At 40.4% G+C, this 23930-nt stretch carries 30 protein-coding genes and 2 pseudogenes; 16 read left to right on the top strand and 16 right to left on the bottom strand.

What is annotated here, in order from left to right; genetic code table 11:
- The 3 genes from MORIYA_RS08475 to MORIYA_RS08465 all read right to left on the bottom strand — a co-directional run bounded on the left by MORIYA_RS08475 (position 1) and on the right by MORIYA_RS08465 (position 2476).
- The gene (locus MORIYA_RS08475; protein WP_112714345.1) at positions 1-654 is read right to left on the bottom strand and encodes a potassium channel family protein; all 654 of its coding nucleotides are present in this window, start codon (positions 652-654) and stop codon (positions 1-3) included.
- A gap of 94 nt (positions 655-748) precedes the next feature.
- Positions 749-1447, bottom strand: coding sequence for a response regulator transcription factor (locus MORIYA_RS08470; protein WP_112714343.1), 699 nt, complete (start codon positions 1445-1447; stop codon positions 749-751).
- Positions 1448-2476: a sensor histidine kinase gene (locus MORIYA_RS08465; RefSeq protein ID WP_112718513.1), complete on the bottom strand. Its 1029-nt coding sequence runs from the start codon at positions 2474-2476 to the stop codon at positions 1448-1450.
- 228 nt (positions 2477-2704) lie between these two features.
- Here MORIYA_RS08465 and MORIYA_RS08460 point away from each other — a divergent pair, with 228 nt between their 5' ends.
- From MORIYA_RS08460 to MORIYA_RS08450, 3 genes are all read left to right on the top strand, one after another.
- The gene (locus tag MORIYA_RS08460; protein WP_112714341.1) at positions 2705-3253 is read left to right on the top strand and encodes a DUF2975 domain-containing protein; all 549 of its coding nucleotides are present in this window, start codon (positions 2705-2707) and stop codon (positions 3251-3253) included.
- Positions 3254-3262: 9 nt separating this feature from the next.
- On the top strand, positions 3263-3487 hold the full coding sequence (locus MORIYA_RS08455) for a helix-turn-helix domain-containing protein (RefSeq protein ID WP_006031345.1): 225 nt from the start codon (positions 3263-3265) through the stop codon (positions 3485-3487).
- A 119-nt stretch (positions 3488-3606) separates the two neighbouring features.
- Complete coding sequence (locus MORIYA_RS08450) at positions 3607-3861, top strand: hypothetical protein (protein ID WP_112714339.1); 255 nt, start codon at positions 3607-3609, stop codon at positions 3859-3861.
- Positions 3862-3940: 79 nt separating this feature from the next.
- Here MORIYA_RS08450 and MORIYA_RS08445 read toward each other — a convergent pair whose 3' ends face one another.
- Positions 3941-4528, bottom strand: a complete 588-nt coding sequence (locus MORIYA_RS08445; protein ID WP_112714337.1) for a LysE family translocator — start codon at positions 4526-4528, stop codon at positions 3941-3943.
- A 110-nt stretch (positions 4529-4638) separates the two neighbouring features.
- Between MORIYA_RS08445 and MORIYA_RS08440 the strand changes: the two genes are divergently transcribed.
- The gene (locus MORIYA_RS08440) at positions 4639-5082 is read left to right on the top strand and encodes an Lrp/AsnC family transcriptional regulator (RefSeq protein WP_112714335.1); all 444 of its coding nucleotides are present in this window, start codon (positions 4639-4641) and stop codon (positions 5080-5082) included.
- Positions 5083-5146: 64 nt separating this feature from the next.
- Here MORIYA_RS08440 and MORIYA_RS08435 read toward each other — a convergent pair whose 3' ends face one another.
- The 3 genes from MORIYA_RS08435 to MORIYA_RS08425 are packed head-to-tail and all read right to left on the bottom strand — an operon-like array spanning position 5147 to position 6348.
- Positions 5147-5614, bottom strand: a complete 468-nt coding sequence (locus MORIYA_RS08435; RefSeq protein ID WP_112714333.1) for a DUF6691 family protein — start codon at positions 5612-5614, stop codon at positions 5147-5149.
- On the bottom strand, positions 5614-6036 hold the full coding sequence (locus MORIYA_RS08430) for a YeeE/YedE family protein (RefSeq protein ID WP_112714331.1): 423 nt from the start codon (positions 6034-6036) through the stop codon (positions 5614-5616). The genes MORIYA_RS08435 and MORIYA_RS08430 overlap by 1 nt, the downstream gene beginning before the upstream one ends.
- Before the next feature lie 18 nt (positions 6037-6054).
- Positions 6055-6348 carry an ArsR/SmtB family transcription factor gene (locus tag MORIYA_RS08425; RefSeq protein ID WP_112714329.1) on the bottom strand — a complete coding sequence of 98 codons (294 nt, stop codon included), beginning with the start codon at positions 6346-6348 and terminating at the stop codon, positions 6055-6057.
- Between the two features lie 178 nt (positions 6349-6526).
- Between MORIYA_RS08425 and MORIYA_RS08420 the strand changes: the two genes are divergently transcribed.
- The 5 genes from MORIYA_RS08420 to MORIYA_RS08400 all read left to right on the top strand — a co-directional run bounded on the left by MORIYA_RS08420 (position 6527) and on the right by MORIYA_RS08400 (position 10493).
- A complete protein-coding gene (locus MORIYA_RS08420; RefSeq protein WP_232011563.1) occupies positions 6527-7045 on the top strand; it encodes a rhodanese-like domain-containing protein in 519 nt (172 codons plus the stop codon).
- 124 nt (positions 7046-7169) lie between these two features.
- Positions 7170-7481, top strand: a complete 312-nt coding sequence (locus MORIYA_RS08415) for a type II toxin-antitoxin system HigB family toxin (RefSeq protein ID WP_112714327.1) — start codon at positions 7170-7172, stop codon at positions 7479-7481.
- A complete protein-coding gene (locus MORIYA_RS08410) occupies positions 7478-7900 on the top strand; it encodes a helix-turn-helix domain-containing protein (protein WP_112714325.1) in 423 nt (140 codons plus the stop codon). The genes MORIYA_RS08415 and MORIYA_RS08410 overlap by 4 nt, the downstream gene beginning before the upstream one ends.
- 211 nt (positions 7901-8111) lie before the next feature.
- Positions 8112-8285 carry a hypothetical protein gene (locus MORIYA_RS08405; RefSeq protein WP_232011562.1) on the top strand — a complete coding sequence of 58 codons (174 nt, stop codon included), beginning with the start codon at positions 8112-8114 and terminating at the stop codon, positions 8283-8285.
- A gap of 297 nt (positions 8286-8582) precedes the next feature.
- Positions 8583-10493 (top strand): methyl-accepting chemotaxis protein, encoded by a 1911-nt coding sequence (locus MORIYA_RS08400; protein WP_112714323.1) that lies wholly within the window; start codon positions 8583-8585, stop codon positions 10491-10493.
- A gap of 84 nt (positions 10494-10577) precedes the next feature.
- Here MORIYA_RS08400 and MORIYA_RS21705 read toward each other — a convergent pair.
- Both MORIYA_RS21705 and MORIYA_RS21780 read right to left on the bottom strand, forming a co-directional pair.
- A pseudogene (locus MORIYA_RS21705) lies at positions 10578-11039 on the bottom strand (anaerobic C4-dicarboxylate transporter family protein); the annotation flags it as partial.
- Positions 11040-11048: 9 nt separating this feature from the next.
- Positions 11049-11156 carry a transposase gene (locus MORIYA_RS21780; protein WP_197713364.1) on the bottom strand — a complete coding sequence of 36 codons (108 nt, stop codon included), beginning with the start codon at positions 11154-11156 and terminating at the stop codon, positions 11049-11051.
- Between the two features lie 51 nt (positions 11157-11207).
- Here MORIYA_RS21780 and MORIYA_RS21320 point away from each other — a divergent pair, with 51 nt between their 5' ends.
- Entirely contained in the window at positions 11208-11465 is a 258-nt protein-coding gene (locus MORIYA_RS21320; RefSeq protein WP_331838552.1) for an extracellular solute-binding protein, read from the top strand.
- Between the two features lie 306 nt (positions 11466-11771).
- Positions 11772-11951 (top strand): hypothetical protein, encoded by a 180-nt coding sequence (locus tag MORIYA_RS08380; RefSeq protein ID WP_162629204.1) that lies wholly within the window; start codon positions 11772-11774, stop codon positions 11949-11951.
- A 3-nt stretch (positions 11952-11954) separates the two neighbouring features.
- Here MORIYA_RS08380 and MORIYA_RS21775 read toward each other — a convergent pair.
- A pseudogene (locus MORIYA_RS21775) lies at positions 11955-12167 on the bottom strand (EAL domain-containing protein); the annotation flags it as partial.
- Positions 12168-12399: 232 nt separating this feature from the next.
- On the opposite strand from MORIYA_RS21775, the gene istA reads away from it, so the two are divergent.
- Both istA and istB read left to right on the top strand, forming a co-directional pair.
- Positions 12400-13947 (top strand): IS21 family transposase, encoded by a 1548-nt coding sequence (gene istA / locus MORIYA_RS08370; RefSeq protein ID WP_112712098.1) that lies wholly within the window; start codon positions 12400-12402, stop codon positions 13945-13947.
- A gap of 10 nt (positions 13948-13957) precedes the next feature.
- Positions 13958-14710 (top strand): IS21-like element helper ATPase IstB, encoded by a 753-nt coding sequence (istB, locus tag MORIYA_RS08365; protein ID WP_112712100.1) that lies wholly within the window; start codon positions 13958-13960, stop codon positions 14708-14710.
- A 47-nt stretch (positions 14711-14757) separates the two neighbouring features.
- Here istB and MORIYA_RS08360 read toward each other — a convergent pair whose 3' ends face one another.
- The 3 genes from MORIYA_RS08360 to MORIYA_RS08345 form a co-directional block, all read right to left on the bottom strand.
- Positions 14758-16137, bottom strand: coding sequence for a putative bifunctional diguanylate cyclase/phosphodiesterase (locus MORIYA_RS08360; RefSeq protein WP_162629253.1), 1380 nt, complete (start codon positions 16135-16137; stop codon positions 14758-14760).
- 366 nt (positions 16138-16503) lie between these two features.
- The gene (locus MORIYA_RS08350) at positions 16504-16857 is read right to left on the bottom strand and encodes a VOC family protein (RefSeq protein ID WP_232011726.1); all 354 of its coding nucleotides are present in this window, start codon (positions 16855-16857) and stop codon (positions 16504-16506) included.
- Positions 16779-17579, bottom strand: a complete 801-nt coding sequence (locus MORIYA_RS08345; protein ID WP_232011560.1) for a helix-turn-helix transcriptional regulator — start codon at positions 17577-17579, stop codon at positions 16779-16781. The genes MORIYA_RS08350 and MORIYA_RS08345 overlap by 79 nt, the downstream gene beginning before the upstream one ends.
- Positions 17580-18009: 430 nt before the next feature.
- On the opposite strand from MORIYA_RS08345, the gene MORIYA_RS08340 reads away from it, so the two are divergent.
- Complete coding sequence (locus tag MORIYA_RS08340) at positions 18010-18303, top strand: phage integrase N-terminal SAM-like domain-containing protein (protein WP_232011559.1); 294 nt, start codon at positions 18010-18012, stop codon at positions 18301-18303.
- Here the strand turns inward: MORIYA_RS08340 and MORIYA_RS21315 are convergent.
- From MORIYA_RS21315 to malK, 3 genes are all read right to left on the bottom strand, one after another.
- On the bottom strand, positions 18227-18673 hold the full coding sequence (locus tag MORIYA_RS21315) for a methyl-accepting chemotaxis protein (protein WP_232011753.1): 447 nt from the start codon (positions 18671-18673) through the stop codon (positions 18227-18229). The genes MORIYA_RS08340 and MORIYA_RS21315 overlap by 77 nt on opposite strands.
- 283 nt (positions 18674-18956) lie before the next feature.
- Entirely contained in the window at positions 18957-19256 is a 300-nt protein-coding gene (locus MORIYA_RS21310) for a hypothetical protein (RefSeq protein WP_232011558.1), read from the bottom strand.
- A gap of 307 nt (positions 19257-19563) precedes the next feature.
- Positions 19564-20673, bottom strand: a complete 1110-nt coding sequence (malK, locus tag MORIYA_RS08330) for a maltose/maltodextrin ABC transporter ATP-binding protein MalK (protein ID WP_112714313.1) — start codon at positions 20671-20673, stop codon at positions 19564-19566.
- A 397-nt stretch (positions 20674-21070) separates the two neighbouring features.
- On the opposite strand from malK, the gene malE reads away from it, so the two are divergent.
- Together malE and malF are read left to right on the top strand one after the other, a co-directional pair.
- The gene (malE, locus tag MORIYA_RS08325) at positions 21071-22246 is read left to right on the top strand and encodes a maltose/maltodextrin ABC transporter substrate-binding protein MalE (protein WP_112714311.1); all 1176 of its coding nucleotides are present in this window, start codon (positions 21071-21073) and stop codon (positions 22244-22246) included.
- 76 nt (positions 22247-22322) lie between these two features.
- A complete protein-coding gene (gene malF / locus MORIYA_RS08320; RefSeq protein WP_112714309.1) occupies positions 22323-23921 on the top strand; it encodes a maltose ABC transporter permease MalF in 1599 nt (532 codons plus the stop codon).
- Positions 23922-23930: the final 9 nt, after the last annotated feature.

Raw genomic sequence — 23930 nt, 5'->3', positions numbered from 1 at the left:
TTATACCAACCTTGGAGCTATGTACTTAAGTTCTGTACGTGTGCCACACAACAATAATGTGTCATTCACATGTAATACAAAATCATCATTAATGTGAGTGAAAACTTCCTGTTCTCGATTAACTAAAACCGCACTCACCTGATTCCGAGTATGACCAATCACTTCAGAGATTGGCTTATTATGCAGTGTTGGTTTTATGTGAATTTCCACCACATAAAGTCCATGGCCTATGGAGAGATAGTTATTCACCATTGGGTAATTAAGCGCCTGCGCTACACGAATCCCCATTTCTTCTTCTGGGTGAATTATCCGTGACACCTCGAGTTTTGACACTATCGTGTGATGCGCTTTCGTACTCGCTTTAACCCAGATACCTTTCACGCCAAGGTTCTTTAATGCTAACGTGCAAAGCAGGCTAGATTGCATGTCTTTTCCTATTGCAACCAACACGGCTTCACTGTTTGCGAGGTCTAATTCGCTTAGCACACTTTCGTCGGTAGCATCACAGATAACCGCCTGAGTCAGTTCTTCTACGTACTTTTCAACAAGTTTAGGATCTTTGTCGATCCCTGTAACTGTGTGACCAAGATGAATTAACTCCAAGCTGGCTGAGATACCAAACCGCCCCAAACCGATAACTGTAAAATGAGCCATAATGACTGCCTTTTCTATGTTCAAAAAGTGATAAAAAGCACCCGCAAGCGCCGCTAAGTATTGTCATGTTCAGTAAATGAAAGATGTTTTAGGATTAATGACGTCCAGTGTTATCTGAGATTAAGCGGTACCCCAGCCCAGATTCTGTCTTTATTAGTTGTTGCCGATCGGCACTATCGCTCAATTTCTTACGTAGCTGACTCACTAAAATTCGCAGATAATGGGTATCATTGCGATGCGTGTGTCCCCAAATGTCCTCCAGCAATTCTGCTTGTTTCACTAGCTTTCCAGGTTGGTTCATGAGTTTTTCAACGAAAGAAAACTCCTTTTTGGTTAAGGCGATTTCTTTATTATCTAGCCATACTTGGTTCGTGCTTTTCTGTAATTGAAGTCGGTCACTGACGAGTATATCGGAGCACGGCGCGTTATCGACCAAATCACGAACAAGTACTTTAATGCGCACGATAAGTTCTTTAATGCCGAATGGTTTGCTCAAGTAATCATTCGCTCCCGCTTCTAATAGGCGTACTTTTTCTGCTTCCTGATCTCTTGCCGTTAGGATAAGCACAGGTGTTTTAACGGTTTGACGAATAGACTGCAAAAATTGAGTGCCATCCCCATCAGGCAGTCCCAGATCAAGCACAATAATATGCGGTTGTTCCCGATGGAAAATATCCAGAGCTGATTTAATCGATGTTGCACCAATATAGTCGAAACCTTCCGCAGCCAATGAGATACGAATAAAAGTATGAATTTGTGGTTCATCATCGACCACCAATATTTTATAAGTCATTTATTGATCTCCCTTAATGACGGGTAAACGTATACGAATGAGACAGCCATGAGTAATCGGTATCGCTTCAACATTACCGTTATGAGCGGTCAAAATACCCTTCGCGACGGCTAAACCCAGCCCGGTGCCACTATCATTATTTTTGTGCGTACTCTCGCTATAAAACAAGTCAAAAATATGTGCAGCTTGCTCAATCGTAATACCGTCGCCTTCATCCTGAATATCTAAAATGACCTCATCACCTGCTTGGTAGGCGTTGATATTGACCATTTTGTCTGAAGGGGTGTAACGGAGAGCATTGTCTAATACATTAAAAATAGCTTGTTCAATCAAGGAACTGCTTATCTGCAACGTCGGTAATGGCGTTGCAGCGATGAGCTTGATGCGTTGCCGTGATTCTGGAAAACGATCGATAGTTTGGTTAACGACGTTTAAGATGGAATCGTCACTTTTATTGAATTTGAGCGCACCATGCTGCAACTTGGTTGCCTGAAGCAGATTCTCTATGTATTGATGCAGCCGATGGCTTTCTGCTGTGGCGCTGTCTAACAACTCTATTTTTTCGACTTCGCTGAGTTTTTCCATGTACTCTTTTAGGGTCGTTAGCGTGCCTATGATCGTCGCTAATGGCGTGCGTAAATCATGTGAAACTGAGAGTAGGATGCTGTTTCTAAGCTGAGCTTGTTTTAACTCATTTTTTTGACGTTGATAATGCTCTGCCAATTGACTCGCTGTCAGTGCGACAATGACAAATACCAGAAGATTCACTATATCGTCCATATGAAACATCTGTAATGAATAACGCGGAGTCGTAAATAAGAAATTGAAACTCACGGCTTCGAATATAGCGGTAAAATAAGCAAACTTCGCGTTACACCGTAAGGCTACGACCACCACGGCTAACTGTAAAATAAGTAATACCGCAATCGTGGCACCGAACAGCAGATCAATGATAACGCTACTTAATAGCGCACTCATTAATATAACGAATGTGAAGAATATGAGGTTAGAACGCCAATACTTGTACATCATACAAACAGACCATAAGAACGATTTGTAAATACTGTAGCAAATTAGTGTCAGTTGTTCGCGTAAAGAAAGCGTAAAATTAGTGATTATTTATGATGTAAATCTAATAGTTAAACACGTATTAAAGTTGTTATTCAATAATTAATTATCGTTATTCAATAATTAATTATTGAAATGTACTTATTTTTGCCTTAGTATCCAGTTATCTACTCAACAGGATTACTTATTATGTCCAAGATTCAAAAGCAAAGCCGTCGTGCACGAATATTTTTTCAAAGTCTTTTTGTGCTAACTCCAATCGCAGTATGTTATTACTGGCTAACGGTTGAAACATCATATGATTTTCTTACATCATTCGGCGTTATTCAGCTCAGTCACAACATCGACAGTTACACACAATTACCACTAACGTTAACAACGCGAATATTAGCCACCATCGCCAACTTATTTTTATGCAGCATCATTATGTATGCGCTTAAGGTGCTGATTAATTTATTTCGCAGTTACGAACGTAACGAAATCTTTTCGCTCGATAATGTCATGTGTTACCAGAAGTTAGGTTACAGCTTATTCTATTGGGTTGGTGCTTCTGTGGTTTACGGTGCATTGATGTCGGTTATCTTGTCGTTTAATAACGCTCCGGGTGATCGCATGCTGGCAATTGGATTTGAAGGCGTGGATTTTATAACACTAGTGCTTGGTTTTATTATCTTGATTATTTCATGGGTGATGAAAGAAGGTTATATTCTTGCTGATGAAAACAGCCATACGATTTAAGGAACCGAGATGACTATTTGTATTAATTTAGATGTAATGATGGCGAAGCGAAAAATGCGCTTAAAAAGCTTGGCTGAAGCTGTTGGCATCACAGAAGCAAACCTCTCGATATTAAAAAACGGTAAAGCGAAAGCAGTCCGGTTATCAACACTCGACAAGCTTTGTGAAGTACTAGAATGCCAGCCTGGCGATATTCTAGAATTTGAAGTTAATAGTGATGATAACGATAGTTAATATCACAGCTTAGTATGGTCTTTATAATAAGCCGTTTTACGGCTTTTTAATATCTTAAATCTATGATTTAGATTATTTTTTTACCTATTAAAGCCCGAGTTTTACTCGGATTGTATTTATTGATTGTAGCGACTCTTGCAGTTGGCATTCACATTCAAATGACGAATGCTGGTGTTAGTTACCCTCAGTGGTTCGATCAACCAATCTGGGTACCGCTGTCACTTTTTATATTACAAAATATGGGCATATTATGGTTGAGTGAAAGAATTAAAGAATGGAGAACGTCGTTAAGTTTCATCGGTGTAGCGGTGAGTGCTGCTATTGTGTATCTGACACGGAAACAACGTTCTGGCACAATATACCCTGCAGCGTAGCATCGTTGGTTGGTGGGTAAACATACCCACAAACCAAGCGTTATCTCACCGCATATACCTCATCATTTTCAACATGAAGTCAAAGCATTGGCACAATTGAAAATACCAGCAAGCTGGCCATGCTGTAGTTAAACATCTTAATTTTTTTTGGTGCTTGTAAGATACCCTGCAGTTGCTTTCCGGCTGTCGTCCACAGGCTAACGGAAGGCACGTTCACAAGGCCAAAGATCAGAGATACCAGCAAAATATCTTGTGGTTCAGCTGATGTGGCATAAACACTGATTGCGGTTAGTGCCATTGTCCAAGCCTTCGGGTTGACCCACTGAAAACTGGCGGCTGACAGGAAAGACATCGGTTTGTAGTCAGTTGCTGGGTTTGTCATGGGTTGGCTTTTGGCGATCTTAACCGCTAAATAAAGCAGATAAAGCATACTGGCGATGCGTAAACCTTGCTGCACAACTGGGTAGGCGGTAAACAGTCCCATCAAGCCAAAACCGACCAAGGCAACCATCAAACTAAAGCCAAAAGTAATGCCGAGCATGTGGGGAATAGTGCGCATAAAGCCAACATTGGCGCCAGAGGTCATTAGCATAATGTTGTTTGGCCCTGGTGATACGGTTGAAACCAAAGCGAAGGTTATTAAAGCTATAAGTTGTTGATATTCCATTTTCAATCCATTTGTTAGTTCTTATGTGTAGTTGTATTTTAAGCAAGTATGCGGTAAATTTTGTGTCTATATTTGCGCTAATTGATGAAAATACACAAGGAATGGTCGTTATGGACAGGTTTGACGAAAGAATATTGCGCGAGCTTAAATTGAACGGCAGGTTGGCTAATGTTGAGCTTGCAGATCGGATCGGATTGTCGGCCTCCGCGACATTACGGCGCGTGCAAGAACTAGAGCGCAGTGACGTTATTCAGGGCTATCGCGCTGTGCTAAATTCAAAAAAACTGGGTATTGGTTTTATTGCTTATGTCACTATTGGCCTGTCGAGCCACAGTAAAAAATCACAACGTGGTTTTGAAGAACAGATCATGGATGTAGAGCAGGTGACCGAGTGCCACAATGTCACGGGTGCCAACGAATATCTGCTTCGCGTCGAGACGGCCGATCTGACCGCTTATAAACGCTTTCATTCTGATGTGCTAGGCGAGATCCCACAAGTAAATTCCATCACCACACTGGTGGTGATGGAAACACCTAAAGATGAGCGGACCTAGGGTTTAACTTGTCTCAGATGTCAGATGTCAGATATCTTGCTATATTTGAGCGGATCTTCTCTGCTTAGCGGAGTGGTAAAGCACATCGCCCTGCGATATATTTATTTGCGGCTACCATGCCGATAGTCATGCTCATTACAAAGGCTAAAACAGTACTACTGCCACTGGCGATATTGGTTATTGCAGGACCTGGGCACATGCCAGCTAATCCCCAGCCAGCACCGAAAATAATCGCACCCGATAATAATGTGTTATCAATGTGGTTATTGCTCGGGTAAGAAAAAGCTTCACCATTGATGGCTGTTTTTCGTTTCTTAATCACAAGATGATAAAACGGTGAAAAAACCAATAAAGCACCACCCATCACAAAGGCAAGACTTGGGTCCCAATCACCAAAGATATCTAAAAATGCGATGACATTATGCGGGTCGACCATGCCAGATATCGTCATACCACTGCCAAACAGCACGCCGGATATGCCTGCGACCATAATACGTACTATTTTAGATTGAAACAGGCTAGGTTTAATCATTACAATACCCCAAGTAGACGACGGATAAGTACCATCAACATTGCTGATGCCATAAAAGCACAGGTTGCATAAATAGAACGTTTAGAAAAACGACCCATGCCCACGATGCCATGACCGCTGGTACAGCCATTACCTAAACGCGAGCCAAAGCCAACCAATAAACCTGCCAGTATCACGACGAAAATATTATTATCGCTCACATCAGGCAGTGAAAACCCGAAAGGCGCAACGACTAATATACTTAATACCATGCTCACTAAAAAAGCACCACGCCAACGGGTTTCATTTTTTTTAGGCGTTAATAACCCGCCTATGATCCCACTGATACCCGCTACTTTACCGCTAAATAACATCAATACTATCGCCGATAAACCAAGTAACATACCGCCGAACAATGATGCCCAAGGGATTGTAAATTCCATCCTGACCTCTACTTAACATTATTCACAAAATATTTTATAAAAACTCGCAATTAACGCTTCGATACGTTTATCAGCCAAAGAATAAAAAACAGATTGAGATTCTTTACGTACCTTCACAATATTGTTTTTTCTTAGCACCGCTAAATGTTGTGAAAATGCAGACTGACTTAACGTCGAGTTTTCCTGTAGTTGGCTCGCGCTTACCTCACCATTAACAAGTTGGCATAACACCATTAATCGTTCTGGGTGTGTCATGGTTTTTAATACGTCGGCAACTTCGGTTGCACGCTCTTTCATGTCGCTCATTTCCATGATGACGTCCCTTGCTATCCAATTTGATGTTACCTAGTGTACGTCTGAAGTTAAATTAGTCAATGCTTATTTAGGTTTAACTTAATTAGATTAACCTACATTAGTCTTTGCTAATATTATGTTTTATAGTGTGTTCACAAATTAAAATTAATTAATCTCAAATGTGGAGTGAATAGCGATGACAAAGATTGTAATTATTGGTGGTGTTGCTGGTGGTGCGTCGGCTGCGGCACGCGCTCGCCGTTTAAGTGAAGATGCGCAAATAATCATGTTTGAGCGCGGTCCGTTTGTATCTTTTGCTAACTGTGGTTTGCCGTCTATTCCGGGTATTGATAATCCGTTAACGTATTCGCTACGTAATATTCCTGATATGGATAAAATAATCCACACTCTTGAACAGAATAAGCCAACTTATGCCACTGTGGTTGGTGGTGCCATTGAAGAACAAGACTTTGTCACTGGCAAGCCAACCGCGATCCATTTTGATGAAATTGATCACTTAACCGAAAACCAATTACTGCTTGATGTACGTAATCCTGGTGAGCTAGAGAAGTTAGGTTACATTGGTGAGCCTATCAATATTCCCGTTGATCAATTGCGTCAACGCATGCATGAGTTGCCAAAAGACAAAGAGATCATTATCTACTGTCAGGTAGGGCTACGTGGCATATCGTCAATTAGTGAATTATGGCTTTAAAGCACGTAACTTAATTGGTGGTTATCGTACTTATCAGTTTGCTAAAGCTTAACGAGCATATTTCACAACTTGTGAATTGTCCTAATTGATGCTATATTCACATTTAGTGAACTTAGGGGTGTTTATGCACGTAATATCAAGAAAGCCATTCAGTGATGCAGCACGAAAATATCCGAATGATGCGGCAGCCATTGAAGCATTATATAAGTCGTTTAAAAGTAATAATTTTTCAAATCCATTAGAGATGAAAAATGTATATCCAAGCTTAGACAACTTTAAGTATAAAGATAAATGGTATGTTCTCGATATTGGTGGCAATAATTTACGGCTAATTACTTTTATTGAATTTCGAGATAATCGAATGTTTGTTAAGTGCATAGTCCCTCATGCTGAATACGATAAGCTATGTTCAAAATATGCTAAGGAGTCAAAATGAAAAATTTTAATCAAGTAAAATCAACTGCATTAGAGTTATTTTCAATGGCTAGCTTTGTGGGTCATATATCAACAGATGAAGAGTACACAGACGCTTTAGCGTTAATGGATGACTTGATTGAAGAGTACGATGTGTATAAATCATTAATCGAAGTATTAGCTGTTTCGATCGAGCGTTGGGAAGACACTGCTGATGAATTCGCTGAATTTAATGCTCGTATTGAAAGCTTAGATGATGGCGTGGCAACATTACGCGTTTTAATGGATCAATACCAACTGAAAGCTGATGACTTGAAAGATGTCATTGGCGGCAAAAGCTTAGTTTCCATGATCCTTAATGGCACTCGCAAGCTAACCAAAGAACATATTCAGGCTATTTCAACGAAATATAATATTAGTCCGGCGTTATTTTTTGCTTGAATTTAACGTATAAAAACAGGTGTCGCGCAGCCGACACCTTGTCCATATGACTTCCTTACCTAATCTGCGACTTGCTACCAAATAAACATCATTATATCCCTGTGCTTATCAATAAACGTGAAATGGAGAACGGGCTAGACCGTAAGAAGATGGTCGCACTGTCGAACTACTTCGCCTTACGATTCCACGTGCCACGTATACGTAAACCCATATGGACTTTGTTATTGAAGCATTCCAAAAAGTGAAAGAAAACGCAGCAAACGTGAAAGGTCTGGACTTTACTTACGAACCGCCAGTACTACGCCACTTTACTGCGTTACTTAAAGAGGTTGAAATAGAGCCAAAAAAAGGAAACGTAGACACTAGAATTCTAGAAGAAGTTTAATCCAGAGAAAAGAGCGTCACCTTATTGGTGGCGTTTTTTTTGTTTTTTATTAATGTTTTATGAGAAATCGCCGATACACTACATTGTGTCATTGAGGATTATTCAGAATATTCTCGTTATTATGGAGTTATTCTCGTTATTATGGAATTATAAATAGAGAATGAAGGGCGAAACGAAGAGTATGAGGTGACTTTAAAGTCATATTCTAAGTTTGTTAGACACTAAAGCTGCTAATTTTTATGGATGTAAATTATCTTAGCAGTTAATCTCTGATCTATCTCATTGTGGAATAAAATAATGTTAAAAAATTTAGGATTCAAAAGACTCATCATATTGTCGGTAGTTATCTTACTGACCGCTATTTTACTTGTTTCAAACATAATTTCTTATAATATAATTAAATCTAAAACTATTGAAGATGTGAACCTGCTGTCGAGTACAATCGTAAACTACGAAGCCAATAAAATTGAAGATTGGTTTACAGCAAAAACGGATGCGCTTAATGCCATTACCCAACAATACAAGTCAAATAGCCTAGGTGATGATTACGTCAGCATCGCGCGACTCATAAAAGAAACCAGTGGCTTTGGCGGTGTATTTATCGCTTTTGATGATGGTGTCACTTATTCCACTGCACAAGATCCAAGCTGGGTTAATGGCGTTGCTATTACAGCGCGTTATGATGCACGTCAACGTCCTTGGTATCGCCTAGGTAAAAACGCTGCAACGCTCGATATTTCCGATATTTATAACGACATAGGCACAGGTCTTCCGGTTATTTCAGTTGTTCGTAACTTAGGTAATGGTGTGTTACTGGGTGATATTGATTTAAGCATCCTTGAACAAACAGTTAAAAATGTTAATTATCCTGGTTCTGTCACCGCCATTATAGATAGTGACGGTTATGCATTAGCATCAAATTCAACGGTATTGAGAAGGGGGGTTAATTTATCTGATATCGGCATGAGTAATGTTAAAACCGGTATGTTAAGTGGGCGTGCGAACACCACGGCTTATACGGTAGCGGGTGTTGATAAATTAGCCTTTACGCGAGAAATTACACTGGTCAATGGCAAGCGCTGGTACTTATTTATTGGTGTTGATAAGTCTGTGGCTTATGCAGAAGTCGATGAAGCGTTTGAAAGTGCGATTGTGGTCTCTGCTATTATGCTCGCTATTGGTTTGTTCTTGACCATTACCGTACTGAATATCGTGTATCGTCCGATTGTATCACTGAAAGAAGTGGTCATGGATTTATCTAAAGGTAATGGTGATTTAACGCGTCGCTTACCGGTTGAAAGTAACGATGACTTAGGTGATATTTCGGCAGGTATTAATGCTTTCATTACGAATCTGCAAACCTTGATGTTAGAGATCGATAACTCTTCACAACATATTTCCGAAAGTGTAGGAAAACTAGAACAGCAAACTGTGAGTAATAATCAAGTATTGGATGCTCACTCAATTGAAACCGACCAAATTGCAGCCGCAGTAGAAGAAATGAGTGCCACGGCGAATGATGTTGCCAGCAATGCTGAGGAAGCGTCACAATTTACAGATGCAATGAATAAGCAGGTAAATATATCGAAACTGACGGTTACATCGACCACATCAACGGTCTCGAAGCTGGTTGAAAATGTAGAAAGTTCATCAAAAAGTATCCAAGACATTGAGAAAAACACGCAAGCTATCACTAAAGTACTTAATGTGATCGGCGAGATTGCTGAACAAACAAATCTACTTGCGCTTAACGCGGCAATTGAAGCGGCGCGAGCGGGTGAACAAGGTCGTGGTTTTGCTGTTGTTGCTGATGAAGTGCGTGCGCTAGCAGCGAGAACGCAAGTGAGTACGGCTGAAATCAAAGAAACGCTGGATGCATTAACTGCGGGTTCAAGTTCGGCGATTTTAGCGATGGATATGACCCAAGAAACTTGCCAAGAGGCTGCTAAAAACACCTACACGGTAGCTGAGAATTTGGATCATATCGCGAGTTCTGTAACGAAAATTAATGATTTAAACACGCAAATTGCCACCGCGGCCGAGGAACAAAGCAGTGTTTCTCATGAAGTGACGCGTAACATGACTGCGATCCGTGAAATGGCGCAAGAGCTAGCCATAAACGGTCAAGCTACCGCTCAAGAATCGGTAAATGTTGCTGTTGCCAATGAGCAACTGAAATCAATTGTGGCTCAATTTAAACTGAAGTAATCTCGTTCATTTTTATTTTATTGAGTAAAAGCCATTAAGTATGAATACTTAATGGCTTTTTTTTTAATTAACTTAGGGTTTTTAACCAATCACTAACGCAGGTTCGAGTCCTAGCGCCAAACCGACGGGTAACATCATGCGCGCTGTTGCCGCTTGTGAGTTAACCACTACCGAGACGATGGACAGCGATAACGCAAACGTTCAAGGGTGCTGTGTGACCATATCAACTATACTGGCTTTGAATTGCGGCATCGCGTATTGGAAATAAATATCTGACATCCAAGCAATACCAAAAATGTCATTGTATAGGTAACAAAAGGGGCGATGAGCGTCACGCATTTAGGATTCTTTCTTAAAATTCGCTCAGCAACTTGCAGCATATATTTGAGACCGCCAGCGGCTTCGAGGATCGAGGCTCAGGTGACCACCGCTAAGATAATCAGCATGACGGTGATAGGTGGAGACGTTGGCAGCATTTTGAAGATAAATACCTCAATCACCAAACCAATCCCTGATACTACCCCCTAAACCTATGCCTCCATAGCGGCATTAACATTACTTAGGCCTGTTTTGATGCACAATGTATTTTGCAATAACATCTAAATTAGTACCACCGCAAGAACCCGCAAAATAGCTAGGCGACCATAACGCTGCTATCAACATCCACAAAGAGGGGGTTAAGACTAGCAGCTTAAAACCCAGGGCAAGTCGGCAATTATGTGGAATCTAAAAGAACCGTACTTCACTTGGCCGTTAATGGCGGCAAACGGTGGTTATGCCTTTAAAGCCAATGCTAACGGGTATGATGTGAAAGATGCTGGCGTGAATAATGCGGGCGTTAAAAGCAGTATGCAGTTAGTACAAAAACTATTAGCAGATAACGTCATTTCACCGGATATGGATTACTCAGTATCAGAGTCTGAGTTTATCAAAGGTAATGTGGCGATGACGATCAATGGTCCGTGGGCATGAGGCAACATAGACAAGTCAGAGATTAATTATGGCGTCGTTGAGTTACCGAAATTTAATGGCCAGCATTCGAAACCGTTTGTTGGGATATTAACCGCGGGTATCAGTACTGCGTCACCAAATAAAGATTTAGCGGTTGAATTTATCGAAAACTATTTATTGACCAATGAAGGTTTGGCTAAAGTGAATAACGACAAACCATTGGGCGCGGTTGCGCTGACATCGTTCCAACAACAACTGGCGAGTGATAGCCGCATTTTATCAAATGGTGCACCCTCACACTGATTGGGTTAATGAATGGTTACCGCCTTGCGATTAAAGACGGTGGACTTGGTATTACCTAATGGTCATGAAATTCGCATGAGCGGGTTACGTAAATTTGCCGCGGCAGCTGTGTTGTCGGCATTACCAATTACGGCGGTGTTCTTACTTGCACAACGCTGGTTTTATTTATTGCTTAGCCTTACCTTCCCAAGGTTATCATTTTAGTTTCTACTCGTTACAATTCATGATGTTGCGGATTATTGATTCTGGCTTCTGGTTTTCTTTTAATGCTGGTTTCTGGAGCAAGTAACCTTGGACAAGCATTGGGGGGAATTTACGTAAAAATTGTAGTTGCTCAATAGTTTCAAGTCCTTCGGCTACTACCTCGATTTCTAACGTGGTAGCCAGACCAAAAATACCCTCAAATATTTTTGCATTTTTACCATTTAGTGCTACATCTGCATATTAACCACCATGGAGATCACCTAATAACATCGATGGAGATCACCCAATAACCTCAATCAAGATCAGCTAATAACATTCATGAAGATCACTTTTACCCTGAAATGTTATTGAGTGATCTCCATGAATGTTATTGGACAAACTTGCTTTTTTCACTGCCCTGTAGGTGTATTTAACCGTTATTCTGTTCATTTTGATGAAGGGAATGACTATGCCAACGGCACCTATATCTATGCGTAAATTAAAAGAGATCCTTAGACTCAAATACGGTTGTTCACTGAGCCATCGTCAAGTCGCTAAAAGTTTATCTATCTCCCCCTCAGTGGTATCTCGTTATGCCAATCGAGCAGCCCAAATGGGGATCACCTCATGGCCGTTATCTGAGGAATGGGATGATGTGACTCTTCATCAAAAATTTCTGCACACTACCGTCAAAACCAATCCCCAAATCACCACCCCAGATTGGTCGGTGATCCATCAAGAACTCAAGCCAAAAACAATGACTCTGCAATTACTATGGGAAGAATACAGAGAACGAAATAACAATAAATTCTATAGTTACAATCACTTCTGCCGGCTATATAAGAAATGGCTTGGTTGTCAAAAACCATCGATGCGACAACAGCATAAGGCGGGTGAAAAACTATTTATTGATTACTGTGGGCCGACGATGAACATTATTGATCCTACAACCGGTGAAATTAAAACGGCACAAATTTTTGTTGCCGTGATGGGTGCCTCTAATTACACCTATGCAGAAGCCACGTGGACCCAAGGTCTAGAAAATTGGGTGATGAGCCACGCTCGCTGTTTCACCTTTTTAGGCGGTGTTCCTGAGCTCTTGATCCCAGACAACTTAAAAAGCGGTACAACCAGATCGTGTCGCTATGATCCCGATATTAACCCGACGTATTCACAGATGGCTGCGCATTATAATACGGTCATCGTGCCGGCTCGCCCTTATAAACCCAAGGATAAAGCCAAAGCTGAAGTGGCTGTACAGATCGTAGAGCGCTGGATCATGGCCGCATTGAGGCATGAAGACTTTTTTTCTTTGCGACAATTAAATATCCGGATCGAAGAATTGCTACTTGAACTCAATCAACGGGCCATGAAAGTGCATCCTGGTACGCGTCATTCACAATTTATTGCCATTGATAAGCCAGAATTGAAACCCTTACCCCTTGAACCGTATATCTATACCCAAGTGAAAATGGTGACTGTACATATCGACTATCACATTGATATAGAAAAGCATTATTACTCTGTACCGCATTCACTGATAAAGAAAAAACTCGAAGCGCATATTACCGGTGAACTCGTCACAGTATACCATCAGGGAGAGTGTGTAGCGGTGCATCCTCGTTCTCACAAGATTGGTGGACACAGCACGCTTGATGCTCATATGCCTGTTTCACATCGAAAACAAGGGGAATGGTCACCGCAACGATTTGAGAAATGGGCGCAAGATATTGGCCCAAAAACAGAAGAGCTCGTCACTCTGTTAATGCAAGAAAGGCCACATCCTGAGCAAGCTTACCGCGTTTGCTTAGGATTGCTTGCGCTAGGTAAACAATACACAACACCGCGCTTAGAGGCTGCATGTGGACGCGCTTTACATACAGGAATAAGAAGATTAGCGGGTATCAAATCTATTCTTAAAAAAGGCCTAGATAACCAACCACTACCTGAACAACAGTTAGATCTATTAGCAGAAATAGAGCACAACAATGTGCGTGGCAATACGTATTATCATTAAGGGAAATGGAATGAAAACAATTTATAATCAACTGACTACGCTTGGTTTGTCCGGCATCAAAGACGCCCTCACATTACAGACGGAACAGCCGACGCATTACCGAGAACTCGCGTTCGAAGAAAGGCTAAGCTTACTGCTTGATAATGAGCTTAACGCACGTTCACAACGTAAAATAGCGCGCTTAACACGGCAAGCTAAATTCAGAGTTCATGCTGGCATAGAGCAGTTAGATTATCGTGCCAAGCGCAACCTGAATAAGTCACAGATCCGAACCTTGGCGCAGGGCGAGTGGTTGCGATTACATCAAAATATATTGATCACCGGGGCAACAGGGTGTGGCAAAACATACCTTGCCTGTGCCTTCGGGCATCAGCATTGCCAACAAGGGCAAAGCGTATTTTATTTTAGGCTGAAAGAACTACTCGAAAAAATGTTTTTTGCACAGGCTGACGGAACCTATCGAAAACTGATAGGAAAGTTAACCAATGCAGATTTACTGATCTTGGATGATTGGGGACTGGAGCCATTAAATGCACAGCAACGAAGCGATTTACTTGAACTGATTGATGCCCGATATGACAGTAAATCGACTTTAATTGCCAGTCAATTACCGCAAGAACATTGGTACAAAATGATCGGAGAATCGACGCATGCTGATGCAATTCTGGACCGACTGGTACATGGCTCGATAAAGATAGAATTAGAGGGCGAATCAATGCGAAAAATGACCAATAACTTGACTGATGGAGATCACTCAGTATAAATTAAACCTAGCTCTACAGACGGAGAAAAAAGTGATCTCCATGAATGTTATTGAGCGATCTCCTTCATGTTAATACGCACTACATCAACCAAGAAGGACTTATCGATTTTTATTTTATCTATATCAAGGTCTCTCAATCTACCTAGCGATGAATAACCCGTCCCAAAGTCATCGATCATCACTTTTATCCCTAGCTTTTTAAGCCGGCGAATAGTGTTTATCGCTTTGTCATAATCTGCTAGTATCGAACTTTCTGTTATCTCTAGATTAATGATTGTATTTTTATATTTGGATATTGCATCTTCCATTATGGGCAAAAAGTTTTCGGATAGAAATTGTTTAACCGTTACATTGATGGAGATAAACTGCTCAGGCATCTTAAAAAGAGCGCTTTCTTCTAATGCTGTATTTATTAACCAGCAAAAAAATGCCTCTGATAAACCAATGTTTTCAGCAATTGAAATAATACGTTCTGGGTTTATTGAATTACCATTTAACTCCCACCTTGTCAGCGCTTCATACCCTTCGACCTTTCCTGAGTAGGTATTAACAATAGGCTGAAAAACCAGGTAAAGATCTTTGTTAATAATTGCGGATTTAAGGTTTGACGATAACTTCAAGTACTCTTTATTACGTTCGCCTATTTCATTTGTATAGTAAAATACGGGCGAATCTTTATTTCGTTTAGCTTCATACATAGCAGTATCAGCAGCGACCAAAAGGCTATTTACTGATGTTCCGTGTTCGGGGGAAGCTGCGACACCAATACTAAAGCTAGAGCTTATAGATTTACCAAATATATCAAATGGTTCTTTAGTGCATTCTTTAATCCGTTCAATTAGAGGTTCTAGAGGATTTATACCGTCAGAAAACTCAGCGATAATCAAGAATTCATCTCCTCCCAGCCGAGAAACAACTTCTTCACCTCTAATGGTTGATGAGAGCCTGTGACCGATTTTTTTTATTAGTAAATCACCATGATCATGTCCAAAGGAATCGTTAATATTCTTAAACTCATTTAAATCCAGAAAGATAACGGCGACGGAGTGATTGCCGCGGTTCGCTCTATGCAGCATTTTGCCCATTAAGTATTGAGCGAAACCTCTGTTTGGGAGTCCCGTTAGTGAGTCATGATTTGCATTGTATGCATTGGTCTTGTTGAGATCGATAATATCAATTACACGTCGGACTGCGTAAATGACAGCTACAATCGCAATCCACAGAAAACTGAAAATTAACTCATCCAGTTCCCAGTCTTCGTATTCTCGTGTGTAGTCATACAGCGTTTCCACAAAATCCACTTCGAAATAAAGTGAAAACGCTATCAGTATGACGACCGCAACTATTGAATAGAGTAGTTCCACTTGAGCGCGATTATCTTTGTAGTGACTGGCATCTGTATTTCGCTTGGAGACAAATTTATTCATAAGATATCCGACAACCTTAGGCATATATATTATTATAATTTAATATAATGAGCGCTCTGGCTATTGGTTGCAAGCAATTGATTACAAAATGAATTACACTTCAGACTAGTTTAACGGGCATGATGAAAAAACGCATAGCCATATCTACCTAGATCATTCACATGCAAAAGGTTTTTCTGTGAACTTGTGGCGCAATCGACAGGAATGTCCGACACAGGGGGCTTTGCGTTGGTTGGATCCTTTTACTACCACCTTTATTATTCAAGAGAGCTTTGCCGATAAAAAATAATACTTTTAGATTGGGAGCCCTACGAAAACATGGCTAAAATGCTGCAATGGCGATCATTGCATCGGAAGATCAGAAATTTACAGACCATTTTGGTTTTGATTTTGACTCTTTTTATTCTGCGTAAAGACCCTAATTCGATGTCCATCAGGATCAATCGCAACAAATGTAATACCAAAAATTAACTCTACCGGAGTTTGAATGAATTTAACTCCTTTGTTTTTCCATTGTTCGTAAAGACGATGTAATACTTTTGAATTATCTACCATTAAGGATAGTTCTGTACCGCCACCAGTAATATGAGCTTTCGGGGAAACTTGTGCGAGCTGTTTTAACTCAACACTAACACCATCGCCTAATGAGAAAGAGATAAATGTTGGCGATAAAACCTCACCGTCACATTCAAAAGTATTGGTGTAAAAGTTTTTGCTGATTTCAATATTTTCGACATAAAGAACAAGCGAATTTCTTTCTCACTAATCCCTTCTATTTCCTGCCATTGTTTCAGTAAATCACGACGATTAGGTTGGTACTTTTGCTCAAGGGACTGCCACTGATCTATTCTATCGAGCCTAAAATTACGAAATGTATCTCTTGTCTCACACCACACCACTAGAACATAGTGGTACTGGAATAACCCTATCAGAATAGGCCATATTATCCGCGAGCTAGGATTCCCTTGAGAATCGTGATAGTCAATCTCAGCTTTATTCTGATGTTTGATGGCATCTCTAATATATGATAGTTCTGTCGTTAATTCTGGTACTTCAATGATAGAAGCTACACGCATGATATCCGGGCTTCGCTTCACAATGTGATTTTCTGGTAATACTGATGATATTTTAGCAATAGCGTTTTTTGCGGCATTACTAAATTCACCATTAGCCTGTTTGCTAATCCAATCAGCTCCTAACAGGAGAGCCTCTAACTCTTCTGTTGAAAACATTAATGGAGGCAGCGTAAACGTCGGTTTCAATATGTAGCCAAGCCCTGCTTCGCCTTCAATCTCTGCACCTTGTGCTTGTAATGTCGCTATATCACGGTAGATAGTACGAACACTTACATTCAGTTCTTGAGCTAAGTGTGCAGCTGAGACAGGGTATTTATGACAGCGTAACAGCTGGAGTAAGTCAAAGAGTCGTTGGCTTCTAGACATGAAATAAATCCATTAAAATAAATAGGGAGGTTACTGTATGTGTAATGAAAAAAGACTAGATTGGCTGATTTTATACAGTGTTATTGGTATTTCGGTGAACGCTGTCTCAATTTGTCAAAAGGCAGTCAGGTTTATCTTGTAGTCTAGAATTAATCTCAATATAATCAATTATATAGCTAGCTTTTTATATAACTTATAAGACTAAATAAATAATTTACAGGACGGCTCGCTTTCCCATAAACATGTAATTAATAAATTTGAAGTATAATCTTATTTTTCAATGGATTAATCTACTTTTATTGGGTGAATGAATTTGGGAAATCGAGAGTCCTGTTATACAAATGTTGAACTAAGCCGCTGCGCGGAGCCAAAATCTCACCAATTGTTCCACACTTACCTCTAGGGACCATCCCTGCTTAGGAGGTATGTCATGCGACAACTGCGACAACTACTGCAACAATTCAACGAAGAAATCACCTTAAGAGGTTACTCTGAGCGAACACGGAACTCTTACCGTTATGTTATAAATCAACTGTATAAGTATTTTGGGCAACCTTTCGATACTATTTCAGATAAACAGTTGGAAATGTATTTCCGCTATTTTAATTTGGAAAAACACCATTGTAGAGCAACATTAAAGCTACACCTTAATGGTATTCATTTTTGTTTGAGCACGTCTTACATCGCAGTTTTACTATCTCAGTTTGTTCGGAAATGCTCTTGATGACTTCCAGAATATTAGTAATGTTGTCAGCTTCAGTATCCAGTTGTTGAATGGCTGAGACTGAGTTTTTAATCTCTCCAGCTAAACCTTCAATAGACGCAATCGTTTCATTGACAATTATGTTACCTTTTTTGGCCGATTCAATTGCATCATTTGATTTAGTAAGTGCGCCGTCTGCATGTTCAGACACCTGTGTTGAAATTGAATAAAGCTCGTCGAGAGAACCAGAAAGTTTGGTCATTTGTGAGTATTGAAACTCTGCGTCATTAATCTTTTGCTTGTTGTCACTAAGCAGGCCATCTGTTGACTCGTTTAAATTGTTAGCCAATGAAGTGACGGACTTAAAAATATTATTCAAGTTGTCAGTCATGCTGAATACCGATCTTTTAATTTAGCTAATTTCGTCCTGATCGTCTCCAACGTCGATCGTTCGGCTTAGGTCACCTTTGGCTAGGCCATGTGTCACTGAAACAATCGACTGTAGATCTTTCTTCAGTTTCCGAAGCATGAATAAGGAAATAATAATAACGATAAAAAAATGCTGATCGCTAGAATCGTCGATTGAATAACAATTTTATTTTGAGCCGCAATGATTTTTTCTGACCAATTCGTCATGCATCAGATTGATGGCGTCAATGGTGTCAATCACTGGTTTAAAAGCGAGGTGAGCTGCCTTTTCTGCTTTTTTTTCGGACGACAAAAGTGGCTTTGGTTAGCCAAACATAGGTTAATGTTAATCGCGATGAATTAAGATGTTCAGCTCGTTCTACAAGTTGGTCCCGAGTATAAAATACGCTGTCCTCTTGGCTGAGTTTCAGTACTGAGTTCCATTCACGTTCAAGAGCAGTGCTCGCAGTCAATAAACTGGCAACGTAATCGTTAATCAGCGTTTCCACTTTATTGGTGGCTGCTTCTAACTCTTCTTGTTCCACCGCTCTCGCTGAAAACTTCATGCCGATATCTTCTGAAAATTCATAGGCTTTGAGAATGTCTTTCCATTAATTATTGATGTTTGAATAAAATTGCCGGATTTCAGAATCTAAGACGATGTTTTCAACAACGGCGCGACTATTAACGATGAGATTTACAGAAATAAACAGCAATGAACACAGTAAAACTATGACAAGGCTTGATATTTTAAATGATAGCGTTAAGTTTCTAAATAAATTCAAGCTAAATACCTACAAACCTAACGGCAATGTAGGTGGTCAAATAGCCAATACCATGAGGTATTGGCTGCGTTTATTGTTTATCGTTGAATTAACTCGTCGTTTCTTTATGTAAGCGCTGACAAGCACGGCCATCTTTGTGGAACAAATGGCAACGGTGTGCTGGAATACCAATATCCAATTTCTCACCAGCATCAATGGATAGTGTATCAGCAACGCGATAGATCACATCTTCGTCACTGCCTTCAATGTGCAAATAGACTTGTGTTTCATTACCCAGTTTTTCTACTACGATAGTTTCACCCTTAATCACGATATCGGCGTGTTCAGTTGATACTAAGTGTTCTGGGCGAATACCGAGGATCATCTCATCACCGGCATTGACGGTTTTTCCATCCACAGGGATCCAAATACTCTGGCAATTAGGTAACAGTACTTCTACACGTTCAGCTTCTGCTGTTTGGATATGCACGTTAATAAAATTCATTTTTGGTGAACCAATAAAACCGGCAACAAATAGATTTTTAGGATAATGATAAATATCTAACGGTGCGCCGAATTGTGCCACACTACCACCATCGAGTACGACGATCTTATCGGCCATGGTCATTGCTTCAACTTGATCATGGGTTACGTAGATCATCGTACAGCCCAATTGCTTGTGTAGTTTGGCTAATTCAATGCGCATTTTTACCCGTAATGCAGCATCCAAATTTGACAGCGGTTCATCTAATAAAAATACTTTTGGTTGTGATACTAGGGTTCGGCCAATCGCGACGCGTTGACGTTGACCACCGGATAACGATTTAGGTTTGCGATGGAGTAATGGTGTTAGCTGAAGAATATCAGCGGCATGTTTCACCCGATCTTTAATTAACTGTTTATCTGCTTTTGCTAATTTTAGGCCAAATGACATGTTATCGGTTAAATCTAAGTGGGGGTACAGTGCATAAGATTGGAATACCATGCCGACCCCGCGTTTTGAAGGTTCGACATCATTCATGCGTTTACCGTCAATATATAAATCCCCAGAGGTGATATCTTCAAGTCCGGCAATACAACGTAACAAGGTTGACTTACCGCAACCTGACGGCCCCACGAAAACGACAAATTCACCATCCTTTATTTCGAGATTTATGTTTTCAGAAATAAGCACATCATCATAGGCTTTACATACATTTTTTAACGTGACACTTGCCATCTCACGAGTCCTTTTTTATGATTAATTAGAATATCTTACACAGCATTCTTCGATGTTGATAGTGTGTTTTATATGCCCTTGCACTGCATCATCCTTGGCAAAAACTTTTAGGGTGGAGTTGATAGGAGGAGTGCATAGATCACATTTTAATTATTGTTGCTTTATTATCGCTCTAAATAGGTATTTAATTACTGATTAGTGTGCGAGCCATCGCATTTTTATCACCTTTATTAATCAACTAAGTAAAATATATTGTTCAAGTTCACGCTTTTGGCTTTGCGGGAGCTAGGCGTAGGATAAAGGATGATGTAGGCAATGGATTTTTGTATGACTATACCCTCCAACGCAGACAACTTGTCTGGTAAGTTTGAACGCTAATTTAATAAGGATATAAGTGATGAGAAAAACCTTAACGGCGGTAGCACTACTAACTGCAATGAATTCTTTTTCTGCCTTTGCTGCTATTGAAGAAGGCCAGTTAACAATTTGGATTAACGGTGATAAAGGTTACAACGGTCTTGCTGAAGTCGGTAAGCTATTTGAAGCTGATACCGGCATTAAGGTAACTGTTGTGCATCCAGATGGCTTACAAGACAAGTTTGCGCAAGTAGCGGCTGTTGGCGATGGTCCTGATATTATTTTTTGGGCTCATGACCGTTTCGGTGGTTATGCGCAAGCGGGTTTATTGGCTGAAATCAAACCTTCACCAGAATTTAAAGACAGCCTGATTGATTTTACTTGGGATGCGGTAAAATATAAGGGTAAATATGTTGGTTACCCGGTAGCGGTTGAAGCACTGTCACTTATCTATAATAAAGACTTAATTAAAACCCCACCAAAGAACTGGGAAGATATAGCGGCATTAGACAAGCAGCTTAAAACTCAGGGCAAGTCGGCAATTATGTGGAATCTAAAAGAACCGTACTTCACTTGGCCGCTAATGGCTGCTGACGGTGGTTATGCATTTAAAGTAAATGCCACTGGTTATGATGTGAAAGATGTAGGGCTGAATAACAAAGGCGTAAAAAACAGTATGCAGTTTATTAAAAAACTGCTAGATAACGGTGTTATCTCTCCGGATATGGACTACTCCGTATCTGAATCAGAGTTTAACAAAGGTAATGTAGCCATGACCATCAATGGTCCTTGGGCATGGGCTAACATAGAAAAATCTGGTCTGAATTATGGTGTTACTGAATTACCGAGATTTAATGGCAGTCCTTCTAAGCCTTTCGTTGGTATACTTACTGCTGGTATTAGTACCGCGTCGCCAAACAAAGACCTTGCAGTTGAGTTTCTTGAAAATTACTTGATTACGAATGAAGGGCTAAAACAAGTGAACAAGGATAAGCCACTGGGTGCTGTAGCGCTTAAATCGTACCAGCAAGAATTGGACGGTGATGTTCGTATTGCTGCAACCATGAAAAATGCGATGAATGGTGAAATCATGCCAAACATCCCGCAAATGACTGCGTTCTGGGGCGCAACCAGTAATGCCATCGTTAATATTGTTGATGGTCGTCAGTCTATTTCTGCAGCATTAAGTGATGCAGAAAAACAGATGACTAAGTGACCACTTAGTAATAAAAAATAATGATATATGAGGAGAGGTTATCTCTCCTCTTGCTATTTATTAGGTAGGTTCTTCAATGCAGACTGTGAAAGTATCAGAAATTCTTGGCGATACTCCAGAATCGGAACTGACTTCAGAACAAGTCGATTCAACATTAAATTATTCGCGTTTACTTAAGTGGTTTATTCTTACCCTTATTGGTGTAGTCAATGGTTATGCGGCCGTTATCATGTATGCACATGGAGAAACATCGTTTGCCGTGTTAACGCTTGTCTTAACATCGTTAGGGCTGTTTATTTTTGGCAGTAAGAAAACTTACGCTCACCGTTATATTTTTCCTGGTATAGCCGGGATGATCTTGTTTATTATTTTCCCCCTAGTTTATACCGTAGGAATCGCTTTCACTAACTACAGTGCTAAAAATCAATTGTCGTTTGAACGGGCACGATCAGTGTTGCTAGACCGCACCTTCCAAAGTGGTGAGAGCTACCGCTTTGAGCTGTATCGCACTGAAGACGGTCACCGTTTAGCCGTTAAAGACGGTGAACAACTATTGGTAACAGATACGATTAATCTGGAAAAACCGGCTGTGCAGCGTTTTGAACTAAGCCCTATCGATACTGTTATTGGTGAAAAATCGAAGATAAAAGAAATTATCAGCTATCGTGCAGCCCTGAGTTCCATCGATTTGGTGCTGCCGGACGGCAACGAAATCCGCATGAGTGGCTTACGCAAATTTGCTGCTGTGCAACCCCTGTATACCTTAAGGAAAGACGGTACTACTCTCGTCAACAATCAAACTCATGAGATTCTGTTGCCGGATATGGATATCGGTTTTTATCAAGCCATCGATGGTGAGGGTAACTATATCGGTGATCCAGTATCACCGGGTTTCAGTGTTGTGATTGGTACTGCTAACTTTGAGCGCATTTGGCAAGATGACGGTATCAAAGAACCCTTCGTCAGTATTTTTATCTGGACAGTGATATTTTCAGTATTATCGGTTGGCATAAGTCTCATTATTGGCATGGTTTTGGCTAGTATCGTACAATGGGAAGCATTGCGCGGACGTGCCATTTATCGCATGCTACTGATCTTGCCATATGCTGTACCTTCATTCATCTCTATCTTGATCTTTAAAGGGTTATTTAATCAAAGTTTTGGTGAAATCAATATGGTGTTGGAAGCGTTATTTGGCTTTTCACCAAGCTGGTTCTCGGATCCTTTGTCAGCCAAAGCCATGGTATTGATTGTGAATATTTGGTTGGGTTTCCCTTACATGATGATTCTATGTATGGGAATGTTAAAATCTATTCCGGATGACTTATATGAAGCATCAGCGTTAGATGGTGCAGGGCCGTTACAAAACTTCAAGAACATTACGTTTCCGATGATGCTGAAACCGCTAATGCCATTAATGATTGCCAGCTTCTCGTTTAACTTTAATAACTTTGTATTGATTCAGTTGTTAACGAAGGGCGGACCAAACATGATAGGGACCAGTGAACCGGCGGGTTATACTGATCTGTTAGTGAACTATACCTACCGCATCGCCTTTGAGGGCGGGGGTGGTCAGGACTTTGGTTTAGCCAGCGCAATTACCACGCTTATTTTCTTATTGGTTGGTGGTCTCGCATTATTTAATCTTCATTTCGCTAAGCTGTCAGAAAAATAGCCAGCGTAA

It is taken from the genome of Moritella yayanosii, assembly GCF_900465055.1.
In the GTDB taxonomy this organism is placed as follows: Bacteria; Pseudomonadota; Gammaproteobacteria; order Enterobacterales; family Moritellaceae; genus Moritella; species Moritella yayanosii.
Note: the sequence above shows the minus strand (reverse complement) of the source record. Positions and strands in the feature narration are given on the sequence as shown.